The sequence below is a fragment of the Pseudomonas sp. 22526 genome (assembly GCF_052044735.1).
Taxonomy (GTDB): Bacteria; Pseudomonadota; Gammaproteobacteria; order Pseudomonadales; family Pseudomonadaceae; genus Aquipseudomonas; species Aquipseudomonas piscium.
In genome coordinates, this window is sequence record NZ_JBQENK010000024.1 from 17,688 (window position 1) to 31,689 (window position 14,002).

The window sequence follows — 14,002 nt, forward strand, 5'->3', positions numbered from 1 at the left end:
TGACCGACTCAGAACCGCGCCTTGAGGGTCATGGTGAAGTTGCGCGGATCGCCGTAGTAGTTGCCGAAGACTTCGGTGCCGATGGTGGCGTAGTAGCGCTTGTCGAACAGGTTGTTGCCGTTGAGCGCCAGGGACCAGGTGTCGTCGATGCGGTAGCCGATGCGGCCGTTCCACACCGCGTAGCCGGCCTGGGTGATTTTGTCGCTGGTGGCCGGCGAGACCCGGAAGTTGTCGCTCTGTGCGTTGACCCCGGCGCCGATGCTGAAGCGCTCGAATGCGCCGTCGAGGGCGTAGTCGCCCCACAGGCGCAGCACATGGCGCGGCACATAGCTGTTGAACGCGGCGCCATTGAGGCCGCTGTCGATGTCGTCGAGGGTCTTGGTCTGGGTATAGGTGTAGCCGGCCAGCAGTTGCAGGCGCTCGATGAGCTCGCCGCTGATCTCGGCTTCGAAGCCCTGGGCGCGGACCTTGCCGGAGTTCAGGTAGCAGTAGCCGTCCGATGACGCGCAGCTGGAGTTGTAGTCGGTCTGCGCCTGATCCTTCTGCACGGTCTGGAACAGGTTGAAGGAGCTGTTCAGGCGTCCTTCGAACCATTCGCCCTTGATCCCCAGTTCATAACTTTCCCCCACCAACGGCTTGAGCGCCGAACCGCTTTCCGAACGGTAGTTGCCCTGGGGCGTGAAGATCTCCGCGTAGCTGGCATAGGCGGTCAGGTTGTCGTTGAGGTCCAGCAACAGGCCGGCAAAGGGCGTGACCTGGCCGGTCTCGGTGCTCCTGGCGTGCTCCGAGGTGCCAGAACGGATGAACACCGAATCGCTTTTCGAGCGGTACCAGCTCACCCGGCCGCCGACGACAAAGGTCAGGGGCTCCGCCAGCTTGAGCCGCAGGGTCGAGTACAGGCCGCGCTGTTCGGTGACGGTCTTCACCGGGCCACCGCGGGTCGAGTTCTCGATGAAGTAGCTGTCGTCCGGTTCCGGGATATGCCGGTCCGGGTTGAATACGTTCTGCCGCTGCGGCAGGAGGGCCACCGAGAAGAAATCGTCCTTGTCCGCGCGGCTGCCGTTGACCCCCACCACCAGCTCATGCTGCAGGCCGAACGCGCTGAACTTGCCATCCAGGTAGGCATCGAGGCCGTAATCGACCTGGTCGTAGTCGTACATGCTGCCGAGCATGCCGGTGGTGTCGATGCCGGGTGTCACCGAGCCGGAGGCGAAGGCGTATTTGATGTCCTGGGTGTTCTTGGTATAGACGCCGGCGACCTTCAGCGCCCAGTCGTCGTTGAGCTGGTGCCTGAGGTCGCTGAACACCGTGGTGCGCTTGCTGCGCCAGGTGTTCCAGGACGGGTCGAGGCAGGTCGAGCGGCCGAGCTTCAGGTCGCTGCCGTCCTTGTAGCGCGGCAGGCCGCCCCAGCAGGGGTTGGCATCGACATCCTCATAGGCGATGCCCAGGCCGAGGCTGGTGTCGGGGCTCAGGTCGAAGTCGAGCGCACCGTAATACACCTGGTCCTTGCGACTGGCGTCGTCGATGAAGTAATGCCGGCTCTGCTCGGCCACCACCGCGCGGCCACGCAGGGTGCCCGACTCGTTGAGCGGGCCGCCGGTGTCGACCTGCCCGCGGTAGTTGTCCCAGCTGCCGCCGGACAGCGTGACTTCGGTCTGCGGGGTGCTCTGGCCACGCTTGCGCACGAAGTTCACCCCACCGGCGGTGCCGCCCGCGCCTTTCATCATCCCCGCCGCGCCACGGAGGATTTCCACTCGGTCGTAATAGGCCATGTCGCCGCTGAAGCTGTCGGCCTGGACATAGAGGTTGCCCATGTCCAGCGGCACACCGTCGTACTGATACTGGCCCGACATGCGAAAGCCGCGGGAGTAGAAATACTTGCCGCCCATGGTCGAGTCGTAGACGGTGATGCCCGGGGTCTTTTCCATGACCTGGTCGATGCTGTGCAGGTTCTGGTCGTCGAGCATCTTGCGGGTCATCACCGTCACCGATTGCGGGGTTTCCCGCAGCGAGTGCTCACCCTTGCCAATGGTCACCGCCCCGGTGGTGTAGGAGCCGCTGCCCTCGGTGGTCGCGCCCAGCAGTTGGCCGTTGATGTTGGTGGCGCCCAGCTCCAGCGCCGAGCCGAGCACCGGCACCGCGCGCAGCACATAGCTGCCGTTGGCCTGGGGCTCGGCCCGCAGGCCGCTGCTGCGCAGAATCCGCGCGAAGCCTTCGTCGACCCCGAACTGGCCCTTGAGCCCGGGCGATTGCCGGCCCTGGGTCTGGCGCGCATCGAAGGAAATCGCCGCCCCGGCGGCGCTGGAAAAACGGGTCAGCACATCCACCAGGCTGCCGGCGCCGATGTCATAGGCGCGGACCTGGCTCTGCTGTACCGCGGCCCCTGCGGCCTGGTCGGCATTCGCCGAGCAGGCGCTGGCCATGCTGGTTGCCAACAAAGCGACTTTCACTGCGTTCGCCAGACGACCTGGCGCGTTCACCCGAGACATGCTCCCTCCCCCAAACGGTCAATAACAACTCACTGAGGGATGAGCCGAACGGTGCGGCCGAAAAGTGCAGGCGCCGGAGAGTTTTTTATCCAAGACCTGACGTCAGCGCGAATCGGCCCGGGCGACCTGGACCCAGAAACGGCTGTAGCGGGTCACGCGCAAGGCAAACCCGCTCTCCAGTGCCGCCAGCGCAAGGTCGGTGTCATCGATGGGAAAGACCCCGGACACCCTCAGCTCGCCGATGGCCGGGTCCCAACGCAGCACGCCGGGACGATAACGCGACAGATCGTTGAGCAGCACAGCCAAGGGACGGTCGATGGCAATGATGCTGCCCTGCTGCCAGGCGCCCACCGAGACATCGTTGCCGCGTTGCATGCCCAGGCTGCGGTCGTTGAACGCCACCCGCTGGCCCGCCTCGACCCGCATCGCCGAACCACTGCCCGGCACGCTGACCTCCACCGCTTTTTCCAGCACCGCCACCTCGCCGCCCCCGGGCTGGCTACGCACGATAAAACGCGTGCCCAACGCCAGCACCTGGGCATGGCGGGTGACCACCTTGAACGGCCGCTGCAATGGGTCAGGCGCGGTGCTCACCAGGATCTCGCCCCACAGCAACTCCAGCACCCGCTGGCGCCCATCGAAGCGCAGGTTGACCGAGGTGTCGGTGTTGAGCAGCAGGCTGCTGCCGTCCGCCAGGCGGAATTCGCGGCGCTCGCCCACCCGGGTGCGGTAGTCGCACATCAGGTTCTGCGCGGCCTGGCTGCGCCAGCCCAACCAGCCCAGGGTGCCGGCGGAGGTCAGCAGCAAGGCGCTGCGCAGCACCTGGCGCCGGGAACTGTTGCCGGCCTTGCTCAAGGTCGGCGCCGCCAGGGCGCCCGGCACGCTGGCCATCTGCTCGGCCACCGCGGCCATGCGTTGCCAGGCCTGGCGATTCAGCGGATCGGCCGCCAGCCAGCTGTCCCAGGCGACCCGATCGGCGTCGGTCGCCGTGCCGGAATGCAGGCGGGCATACCAGCGCGCCGCGACGCCAATGGCCTTCATTTCTTCGGCAGGCAGGCTCATTGGAGTTGCAACTGGATCTGCATCAGGCAGCAATGCTCCATGGCCTTGGCCATGTGGTTGTTCACTGTGCGCACGCTGACGCCCAGCTGCTCGGCGATTTGCGGGTAAGTCAGGCCATTGAACTGCGACAGGATGAAGGTCTGCTTGACCCGCGGCCCCAGCCCTTGCAGCAGGCGGTCGATTTCCATCAGCGCCTGGAACAGGATCGCCTGTTCCTCCGGCGATGGCTGCAGGGCTTCGGGCATCGCGGCCAGCACGTCGAGGTAGGCCTGCTCCAGCGAGCGCCGGCGAAACAGGTCGATCAGCAGCCCCTTGGCAATCATCGACAGGTACGAGCGCGGCTCGCGGATGTCCAGCGCGGAGCGGGCCTTGATCACCCGGACGAAGGTGTCCTGGGTCAGGTCCGCGGCATCGAAGGCGTTGCCCAGGCGCTTGCGCAGCCAGCCCTGGAGCCAACCCTGATGGTCACAATACAGATCGTTGACAGCACTGCGTAAGGACAGATCGTTGGCGGGCATGACGATGGAATAATTCGCGACTGATAATGACTCGCATTGTCATCCGTGTCATCGCGGCTTGCAACACATACCTGAGAACCTGGCGCCAGTCATGATGGAACAGGCGCCCTCCCCCAGGAACGAGTCAATGCGATTACTGGCCGAAGCCCCTTCCTCGACTGTGGGCTATCTGTCAGCGCAAGTTGAAACCCTTGCCGGGCCAACGCCCGACATCGACGTGCAATCTCTAGGCAAAAAACCGGTTCGCCGGACGCGGCAACCCGAGGTTTTCACGCAAGGTAGCCCCCTCGTATTCGCGGCGGAAAATCCCCCGCCCCTGCAACTCGGGAACCACCTTGGCGACGAAGTCGTCGAGGCCGCCCGGCAGCCAGGAAAACATGATGTTGAATCCGTCGCTGCCACGCGTTTCCAGCCATTGCTGCATGTCGTCGGCAATGCTCCGGGCGGTGCCGACGAACGACAGGCCGGCGTATCCACCGAGGCGCTGGGCCAGTTGGCGGACCGTCAGCTGTTCGCGATCGGCCAGGGCCAATACGCGCTCGCGGGCGCTCTGGCTGGCGTTGGTTTGGGGAATCGGCGGCAGGAAGCCGTCCGGATCGAACTTCGTCGCATCCGTGCCCAGGGCAATCGACAGCGAGGCAATCGCGCTCTCGTAGTGCACCAGGCTGTCGAGGTGCGCGCGGATCCGCCGTGCTTCCTCCTGGGTATCGCCGACCACCACAAAGGCTCCGGGAAGGATCTTCAGGTGCTCGGGGTCGCGGCCGACCTCGACCATGCGCCGCTTGATGTCGGCATAAAACGCCCGGCCCTCCTCCAGCGTGCCCGGGGCGACAAAAATCACCTCCGCGGTTTCCGCGGCCAACTGGCGCCCGGGCTCCGACGCGCCAGCCTGCACTATCACCGGCCAGCCTTGCACCGGGCGGGCAATATGCAGCGGTCCGCGAACGTTCAGGTGGCGACCGGCGTGGTCGAGGCGGTGCAGCTTGTCCGGGTCGAAATACACCCCGCTGTCGGCATCACGCACGAAGGCATCGTCCGCCCAACTGTCCCAGAGCCCGGTGACCACCTCGTAGAACTCCCGTGCCCGGGCATAACGCTGGTCATGGGCGAAGGCCTGCTCCAGGCCGAAGTTCAGCGCGGCATCGGGGTTGGCGGTGGTGACGATGTTCCAGCCGGCGCGGCCGTTGCTCAAATGATCGAGGGAAGCGAAACGCCGGGCGATATGGAACGGCTCGTCGTAGGTGGTCGAGGCCGTCGCCACCAGGCCGATATGTTCGGTGGCCTGGCTGAGGGCGGACAACAGGGTGAAGGGTTCGAACGAGGTGGCGGTATGGCTGCGCTTCAAAGCATCGATGGGCATGTTGAGCAAGGCCAGGTGATCGGCCATGAAAAACGCATCGAAGCGCGCCTTTTCCAGGGTCTGGGCGAAACGCTTGAGGTGGGCGAAGTTGAAGTTGGCGTCGCGATAGGCGCCCGGGTAGCGCCAGGCGCCGGTGTGGATGCTGACCGGGCGCATGAAGGCGCCCAGCTTGAGTTGGCGTTGGGCAGGCATGGAAAGCTCCTTGTGACAGCTCCTGGGTCAGAGGACCCGCAGCATCGACCGGGCAAACTTGGCCTGTCCAATAATCAAAGGTGCTGGCTTATGCCCTTATGACGCGGCGCGCCAATTTCCCACGGGGCCCGACAGCAGCCGGGCCCTTTTGACGGAGCCTTGCGCCCTACCCGCTACGCCCTACCAGTTATAGGCCACCTTGGCGTAGTAGAACGCGCCGCTGTAGCCGTAGGGCGAGAAGGTGCTGTACGCCAGGTTGCCGCCGCTGGAGGCGTAGGCGTTGACCTTCTCCGGGTACTTGTCGGTGACGTTGTCGCCGCCCAGGGTGAACAGCCAGTTCTGCAGCTTGTAGTCCACCGCCAGGTCCAGCAGCCAGGCGGCGCTGAAGGTCTGGTCGTTGACCTTGTCCGCCTGGTAGCTGGTGTACTCGCCATAACGCACCAGGTTGCTGTGCAGCGCCCAGTTGCCGTAGTTGAAGTCGTTGGCCAGGCTCAGCTTGTGCTGCGGCGTGGTGTCACCCAACAGGCCGATGCGCTCGCGCCGGTCGACCCGCACCAGGTTGACCCCCAGTTGATCGAGGATCGCCGGGTTGGCTTTCACATCGGTGACCTTGGTGTGGTTGTAGTTGTAGCCGACTGTGCTGTTCCAGCGGATGCCGTTGTCCAGCTGGTAGCGATAGTTGGCCACCAGGTCCACGCCGTCGGTGCTGGTGTCGGTGGCGTTGGTGAAGTAGCGCGCGCTGGTGTAGTTGATGTTGCCGACGCCGTTGGCCTTGAGGTAATCGATCGCGGTGTTGTTGAGCACCAGGTTCGACGACAGCGACACCCGGTCGCGGATATCGATGTGGTACAGGTCCGCGGTCACCGTCAGGTTGTCCAGGGGGTCGAGCACCAGGCCCAGGCTGTAGTTGCGCGATTTCTCCGCCTTCAGATCCTCCGCCCCCAGCAGCCTGGCGACTTGGCTGTCGGCGGCGAAGGTGCCGGATTCCTGAATCGTGTTGCCGATCAGCTGCGACGAAGTGAAGGTGAAGTTCTGCTGGGCCAGGGACGGCGCGCGAAAGCCCGTGGACACACTGCCGCGCAACGCGACCCGCGGGGTGAAGTCGTAGCGCGCCGAGAGCGAGCCGCTGACATTGGAACCGAAGTCGCTGTAGTCCTCATGCCGCACCGCCGCCGACACCGCCAGCTTGTCGGTGAAGTGGGTCTCCAGGTCCAGGTACTGGGCGAAGTTGTGGCGCGACGAGCTGCCGGCGTCCGAATCGCGGAAACCGCCCAGCCCGGAACTGCCGGTCTGGTAGTAGGACTCGGGCTGCCCGGCCTCGATCTGATAGCCCTGGTGCAAGTACTCGGTGCCGAAGGCCACCGACACCGGGTACGGCAGCCAGCCCAGGCTGAATTCCCGGGACAGGTCCAGGCTCAGTTGCCGCTGGTCGTTGGTCAGGGTGCCGTTGTCGAACGAGTGCGGAGTGTTCAGGCCCAGCGAGGTGTTGATGGTCTTGGTCCGCAGTTCATAGGTGTTCTTGCCGTAGTTGGCCGACAGGTCGTAGTGCCAGTTATCCAGCAGCTCGCCACGCAGGCCGACCACCAGGCTGGTGTCTTCCAGGGTGCCGTTGATCAGCGGCAGGTAACCGTTGGGGTGCAGCACCCGGTTGTTGTTCGAGGCATTGCTGGCGCGATAGAAGGCCGCGGTTTCGCCCCGGCGCTTGCTGTAGCCGCCGAAGCCGTACAGCTCGGCGGCCTCGTTGAAACTGTAGGCGGAGTTGAACTGGAACTTGCCCTCCTCGGTTTCCGGTTCGCCCTGGCGGAACACATGCTGGCCGTAGGTGGTGGAGCCGAGGCTGGCGGGTCGGAAGTCCTTGCCGGCGCGGTCGGTGTAGTCGTTGTTCGCGCCCTCGCCGGACAGGCTGACAAAGCCGTTGTCCCCCAGGGCAAAACCGCTGTTGCCAGCGACCTGGCGCTGAATGCCGTCACCCTTCTTGTACTGGCCGTATTGGGTCGATATCGAACCGCCGTGGTCGGCGCTCTTCAGGATGATGTTGATCACCCCGGCAATGGCGTCCGAGCCATAACGCGCCGAGGCGCCATCGCGCAGCACCTCGATATGGTCGATGGCCGACAGCGGGATCGCGTTCAGGTCCGCCGGCGCCGAGCCGCGCCCCACCGCGCCGCCGAGGTTGACGAAGGCCGAGGTATGCCGGCGCTTGCCGTTCACCAGCACCAGCACCTGGTCCGGCGACAACCCGCGCAACTGCGCCGGGCGGGTCAGCTCGGCGCCGTCCACCAGGCTCGGGCGCGGGAAATTGATCGACGGGATCAGCTTGGCCAGCACCGTGGCCAGTTCGCTGGAACCGGAACTGCGCAGGCTCTCGCCGGAAATCACATCGATGGGTGACAGCGAAGCGCTGGCGGTGCGTTCCTGGGCCCGGGTGCCGGTGACGATCACTGTATCCAGCCGGGCCGCTGTGTCGTTGTCTTCCGTGGCCTGCGCGGCCCCTGCGCCGCCACTCCAGAGCACGGCGCCCAGCACATTGGCCGAGACGATCGCCGTGGACAGAAGGTGTCGTGTGTAGCTCCCCATACCGCTCTCCTTGACGCTAAAACCAGGGCGAACAACGCCTGGCATGCAGACGAGCGATCCGTGCGGCGGACGGTGGCGATCATCGATTCTGTTTTAAGAATGGATCCAGTTGACCGGCCATATAATCTAAAGCGCTATCAGATAAATCTTTAAATACCGTTATCGAATAAGTCAGAGCATAAGCCGAACCCGTCCGCGACACTTCGTAAATACCGAATCACTGCTCAGGAATAATCGATTTTTCTTCACGGCAATCTCCCCGCTAGCATGAAGCCTTGGCTCCAGAACAAAGCCCAGACCGGGAGAACGGCATGCAGTCCCTGCACATCGGCGAACCCTGGATGTGGTTCGCCTTCATCGCCTTCGTTCTTGCCATGCTGGCCGTGGACCTGTTTGTCCTCGGCGGGCGCAAGGCACACCGCGTATCGGTGCGCGAGGCGTCGTGCTGGGTGATTGCCTGGTCCACACTGGCGATGGTCTTCGCGGGATTGCTCTGGTGGTACCTGGAGGCCGAGTTCGGGCCTGAGATCGCACGACACAAGACCCTGGAATTCCTCACCGGCTATCTGATCGAGCAGTCGCTGTCGATCGACAACATGTTCATCTTCGTGATGATTTTCGGCTACTTTGCCGTGCCGCCGGAGTTGCAGCGCCGGGTGTTGCTGTACGGGGTGCTCGGGGCGATCGTGATGCGCGGGGCGATGATTTTCGCCGGCGTGTGGCTGGTGTCGCAGTTCGCGTGGCTGCTGTATGCGTTCGGTGTGTTCCTGATCATCACCGGGATCAAGATGCTGCTGTTCGCCCACCAGCAGCCCGACCTCGCCAACAACCCCATATTGCGCTGGATCCAGGGACATCTGCGGATCACCAGCGGCTTTCATGGCGAGCGTTTTTTCGTCAAGCAGGACGGCCGGCGCTGGGCCACCCCGATGTTCCTGGTGCTGGTGCTGATCGAAGGCAGCGACCTGATGTTCGCGGTCGACAGTATCCCGGCGATCTTCGCCATCACCACCGACCCCTTCATTGTGTTCACCTCGAACATCTTCGCCATCATGGGCCTGCGCGCCCTGTACTTCCTGCTGGCCGACATGGCCGACCGCTTCCACCTGCTCAAGTACGGCCTGGCGATCGTGCTGGTGTTCATCGGCACCAAGATGACCCTGATGCCCTGGCTGCACATGCCGGTGGAATGGTCGCTGGCCGTGGTCGGCGGGATCATTCTGGCTTCGGTGCTGTTGAGCCTGCTTATGAGTCGCAACAAAGCGCCTGATGAGGATCGGATGCGAATCCCGTAGCCGTGCCTGCGCGACGCCCCCCTGATCAGGCCAACAGACGCGCCTTGAAGCCCTCGATCCACTCGCGGACCATGGCCGAATACGGCGCTTCGGGGCTGCTCATTGCTTTCATCTGCCCCAGAATCTGCTCCTGAAGAAAGCGCAAGCGCTTGGCAATACGCCTGTCACGCAACCTGCTGTCCTGATCAGGCCCGTCGGCCATCGGGATATCCGGGTCAGGGTCCAGCTCCTGGGCCATCAGGCCCATTTCCACCGTCAGCATTTCCAGGAACTCCAACTGACGCAGCACCCGCGTGCGCTCCTGCACCAGCCCGAGCCGGTTCAAGCCATAGACATGGATCGACACCGCGCCCCTGAGGCTCAGCCCATCGGCCTGGGCCTGTTCGATGACCGCTTGCAGTTCTGGCCTGATCCCCGCCACACCGCCCGCCAAGGCCAGTCCACCGCTGTCATGGGAACTGGGTAGCACCAGGCCGATCAGATTGCCGCTATCGACATGAAACCGCAGGTGCTCCTGCGGTTGATCCCGACACGGATCCAGCAGCAACGCCTGTTCAGCGCTAAAGTCCCGGGCACCCACCGCCGCCCGCTGGCCGAGGATCGGAAAGCTGTCCTGCTTGCCCGTCTGCATCACACTGGAACGACTGAACGCCTTGCCTTCATTGACCAGGCTGACCAGGCTGGCGGAAAGCCTGGGCGTCACCTGCCCGCTGCGTCGGTTGCAATGGATACAGCTGGGCAGCAGGTTTTCCCAGTCCATGGCGATCCACCAGTAGCCGGGATGGTCCGGCTCCTCGTATACCCGACCCTTGGGTCGGTAGTGTTCGATATCCACCGGCGCACTGCCGTAATAGAAGCTCTCGCAGTAGGCACATTTGCCATGGAACAACTCATGCAACTGCTTCTTGACGCTGTCTGACCTGTAGACGGCAAAGGCTGGCAACGCCCCCGTTGGCGCATCGAAGTAGTCCTGGAATTTCTGCAGTTCCTTGTTCGCCGGCGACTCGTCTCCCGACATGGCGTCGGGAACGGCCACGCTCTCACGACTGACGGCGCGCATGCTTCAGAGCCCCTCCAGAATGCCGAGGATGCGCTGCTTGGCCTCGACCCGCAGCTGCCCGAGCTTGTGCGTCGATACCCGCCGCCGGTTATCCAGGTACTCGACAACAGCCTCCTGTACCAGCCGTTGTACCTCGGTGGAACCGACCGGCAAGGCAGCGCTGATATTGCGCTCGAGGCTACGCAGCCTTTCCTGCTGTGGCGGCGCCAGCAATTCCCCTCTTCCCCGGGCACTCAGCAGATCGGCCAGGTGAGCCAATTCACGCTCGGTATCTGGCTGGTCGGTGGAGGTCAGGCTGAAAAAGTCCGAGGTGAGCAACTGCTCGACCGTCAGTTGGCTGACCTCCGGCAAGCGGACCAGTTGCTCGACCATCACCGGCCACTTGATATCGGAGCGTTTTTCGCTGGGTACCCGCTGCATGACGATCACCTCACCGTCCTGCATGCCGCGCAGGCACAGCGGATCATGAGTGGTGGCGATAAAGGTGACCTGGGGCAGTGCCTGGCGCAGCGCCCGCATGATCTGGATTTTCCAGCGCGGGTGCAGATGCGCTTCCACTTCGTCGATCAGCACTACCGCCTGGGCCGTTTCCAGGCTTTCGAAATACGGGTTGATACGCCGATCCATCAAGCCCTGGATGATGTCGCAGGCCATCGCCAGTACCGAACGATAGCCGGAGGAAGCCAGGCTCAGCGGTGTCCGGCACAACAGCTGGTCATCCCCTGCTGCAGTGACGATCAGGCATCGCTGGTTCTGCTCGTCGCGCTCCATGACGTCGAACGCGCCTTCGATGGACAGGATGCCCCGCAGGGCTTTCACCACAGTGTTGAACTCGTCCGGCTTGAGGCCCAGCAGCCACTTTTCCGGGTTGGACAGCAAGGCTGTCGAGTCGAAAAGATTGATGATCGATTTGCTCGGGCTGTAGCGCCGCACCTGTTTCTGGTATTGCCGGAACGCACCGTAAGCGAAAACCGGAGGCACAACATGGGTGCCGTCGTGCCAGAACATCCCCTCCTCAATGGTCAGATCGCGCTGACTACCATCCTGAAACATCGCGACCACGGACGCTGAGCGGCATCGCGGCGCGCGCTCTACCCCCAGCAGTTCGGGGTCCAGGGGTAACGAGGAAATGTCGATCGGCAGTTTGCTGCAGGCCTTGTCGCCGCTGAGCACCAGGGCCGTGGCTTCCAGGATGGAGCTTTTACCGGCGGCATTTTCGCCAAGGATCAGCAGGGCCGGTTGAGCTGGCTTCGTACCTGAAATCCGCGTCGACTGTACAGCGGGCATCTGCAGTTCGAGTTGCTCGATGCCCTTGAAATTGTTGAAGCGAATCGATGCCAGTGGCGGGTATTCACGGGGCAGGGATTGCACTTTTTGCGAGGCCGGGGCGAATCGCCGTACCACGGACTCTGCCAACTGGGACTCAAGGTCTCCAAACCAGTCGAAGACATCAGCACTATTGGCGAGTGCGCGCAATGTCTCCTCGATACGCTCAGGAGCCAGTACCGCCGGCGACACCCTGGACTTTGCAAGCGCCAGGACGATACGCCGGCACAGCAGGTACCAGCAGCCGCCAAAATCCAGCGCGGCGAAGTCGAAGAGCATGAACTTCGGGCTTTCGCCCTCCGACCGGAAAAACCAGTTGTCGATCAGCTCGTCAAAGTATTCCTTCAGCTTGATCTTGCGCAGCTTGAGTACCTGGAGACGATTGAGCTTGAAATGCTCGATAGTTTTAGCCCCACGTTCGCTCAGCCCATAGAGTTGGCCCGAGAGATCGACCGATAGATGGCGGGCCAGGTCGACTTGCTCGCAGGGATCGAGCAGGACCTGACGCTCCTTGAGCGGGTAGTCGCGCCATAGCCCCATGTTTTCCTGGGCATAGGCTTCAATCTGCAAGTGCGAAGGCAAAGGCGAGCGGCTGCCCCGAACAGGAAAGTAGTCCACGCGCTCGGGCTCGCAGCCCTTGCAGATGGCGTAGAGATTTTCCCAGGCGCTGCTCAGCCAGACGTAATACAGGTGGGCATCCGGCGTTCGCTGCAATGGGCTTGCCTGCGTCCTCGGACGAAATCGATAAATGGCGGTGGGCACCGCCGCCCGCTCGCAGAACGCACATTTGCCGTGAAACAGCCGGCTCAGACCCAGGCGGACGGAGTCTTCATTCAGATCGACAAGCGATTCCGGCACCCGGCTCTGTGCCCTCTTGGTCTTGTCAGCCAGAAAATAATCGACCAGTACCTGCCGGTCAGCATTGGCCTCCCAGCTCTGCAACAGACTTGGCGGTGGTACGGAACTACGAGCGAAGCACTGCATGACTCTCCTCCTTGAGAGACGGGCGGGGGCTATCGCGCCATCTGTCGAAAATCGGCAACTCTAATCGGCACGGGGCAAAAAGTAGAGGCGTTTTTCATCTCCCGCAAAACGTTGTATCCATGAGCAAGATGCCTGGATCTTCACCCCAGGCGCCCTGCTTTACCCAACCGCTCTATCCGTCGACAAATCCCCAGCGCGCCGCCTTCAGCCACTCCTCCCGGCTACGGGTGGCCAGGCAGTAATGCAGTGGGCAGGTCACCACCAGCCAGCACAGGTCCGCGCCTGCCACCAGATTGGCGTAGGGCCCGACATACAGCGAAGTACCTGATGAGGCGTATTGGACGCGGGCGCCCGGCCTGCTAACGTCAGCGCTAGCCACCTTCCAGACCCGACCACCTACTCTGGACCACACCCACATGCCTACTCCCGAATCCACCCTGCTGCACAGCTGGCAGCACAATGCCCAGGCCTGGATCGACGCCATCCGCGGCGGCGCCATCGAAAGCCGCGTCGAGGTCACCGACCAGGCCATCCTGCTGGCCGTGCTGGGCCGTCAGCCCGAGCGCGTGCTCGACCTCGGCTGCGGCGAAGGCTGGCTGTTGCGCGCCCTGGCGCAACGGGGCATCGAAGCAGTCGGTGTGGATGGCGACGCGACCCTGGTCGAGGCCGCGCGCGCCGCGGGCTCGGCAAGGGTGCATGTGGCCAGCTATGCAGCGCTGGTGGAAGCTCAGGTGGATATCGGCAGCGGCTACGACCTGGTCTGCGCCAACTTCGCCCTGCTGCACCAGGACATCATCCCGCTGCTGGCCGCGATGAACGCCCTGCTCGCCCCCGGCGGCGCGCTGGCGATCCAGACCCTGCATCCCTGGAGCGCAGCGGCCGGCGACTATCAGGACGCTTGGCGCGAAGAGACCTTCGCTGGGTTCAAGGGCCAGTGGCAACCCATGCCCTGGTACTTCCGCACCCTGTCCAGCTGGCTGAATGCCCTGGACATGGCCGGCTTCCAACTGGCCAGCCTGCAAGAACCGCAACACCCGCAAAGCCCGGTACCGCAGTCGTTGCTACTGGTGGCCGAGCGGCGCGGGTAAGGGCCTGCAACTGGCTGGCGCGACGTAGTGGTTGCAGGCCAGCAGTCAGAG

Annotated in this window: 9 protein-coding genes and 1 pseudogene; 2 read left to right on the forward strand and 8 right to left on the reverse strand. The window is 63.6% G+C overall.

Annotated features, from left to right (window positions below):
• Positions 1-8: 8 nt before the first annotated feature.
• The 5 genes from ACTJKT_RS27535 to ACTJKT_RS27555 form a co-directional block, all read right to left on the reverse strand.
• On the reverse strand, positions 9-2,489 hold the full coding sequence (locus ACTJKT_RS27535) for a TonB-dependent siderophore receptor (protein WP_440789375.1): 2,481 nt from the start codon (positions 2,487-2,489) through the stop codon (positions 9-11).
• A 102-nt stretch (positions 2,490-2,591) separates the two neighbouring features.
• Entirely contained in the window at positions 2,592-3,551 is a 960-nt protein-coding gene (locus ACTJKT_RS27540; RefSeq protein WP_440789377.1) for a FecR domain-containing protein, read from the reverse strand.
• Positions 3,548-4,069, reverse strand: a complete 522-nt coding sequence (locus ACTJKT_RS27545) for a sigma-70 family RNA polymerase sigma factor (protein ID WP_440789379.1) — start codon at positions 4,067-4,069, stop codon at positions 3,548-3,550. The genes ACTJKT_RS27540 and ACTJKT_RS27545 overlap by 4 nt, the downstream gene beginning before the upstream one ends.
• A gap of 226 nt (positions 4,070-4,295) precedes the next feature.
• Positions 4,296-5,621: an LLM class flavin-dependent oxidoreductase gene (locus ACTJKT_RS27550; RefSeq protein WP_440789381.1), complete on the reverse strand. Its 1,326-nt coding sequence runs from the start codon at positions 5,619-5,621 to the stop codon at positions 4,296-4,298.
• 180 nt (positions 5,622-5,801) lie between these two features.
• The gene (locus tag ACTJKT_RS27555; RefSeq protein ID WP_440789383.1) at positions 5,802-8,198 is read right to left on the reverse strand and encodes a TonB-dependent receptor plug domain-containing protein; all 2,397 of its coding nucleotides are present in this window, start codon (positions 8,196-8,198) and stop codon (positions 5,802-5,804) included.
• Between the two features lie 311 nt (positions 8,199-8,509).
• Between ACTJKT_RS27555 and ACTJKT_RS27560 the strand changes: the two genes are divergently transcribed.
• Positions 8,510-9,493, forward strand: a complete 984-nt coding sequence (locus ACTJKT_RS27560) for a TerC family protein (RefSeq protein WP_440789385.1) — start codon at positions 8,510-8,512, stop codon at positions 9,491-9,493.
• Positions 9,494-9,518: 25 nt separating this feature from the next.
• Here ACTJKT_RS27560 and ACTJKT_RS27565 read toward each other — a convergent pair whose 3' ends face one another.
• The 3 genes and pseudogenes from ACTJKT_RS27565 to ACTJKT_RS27575 form a co-directional block, all read right to left on the reverse strand.
• A complete protein-coding gene (locus ACTJKT_RS27565) occupies positions 9,519-10,553 on the reverse strand; it encodes an endonuclease (protein ID WP_440789387.1) in 1,035 nt (344 codons plus the stop codon).
• 3 nt (positions 10,554-10,556) lie between these two features.
• The gene (locus ACTJKT_RS27570) at positions 10,557-12,863 is read right to left on the reverse strand and encodes an AAA family ATPase (RefSeq protein ID WP_440789389.1); all 2,307 of its coding nucleotides are present in this window, start codon (positions 12,861-12,863) and stop codon (positions 10,557-10,559) included.
• A gap of 172 nt (positions 12,864-13,035) precedes the next feature.
• A pseudogene (locus ACTJKT_RS27575) lies at positions 13,036-13,215 on the reverse strand (purine-cytosine permease family protein); the annotation flags it as partial.
• 64 nt (positions 13,216-13,279) lie between these two features.
• Between ACTJKT_RS27575 and ACTJKT_RS27580 the strand changes: the two are divergent.
• The gene (locus ACTJKT_RS27580; protein WP_440789391.1) at positions 13,280-13,951 is read left to right on the forward strand and encodes a class I SAM-dependent methyltransferase; all 672 of its coding nucleotides are present in this window, start codon (positions 13,280-13,282) and stop codon (positions 13,949-13,951) included.
• Positions 13,952-14,002: the final 51 nt, after the last annotated feature.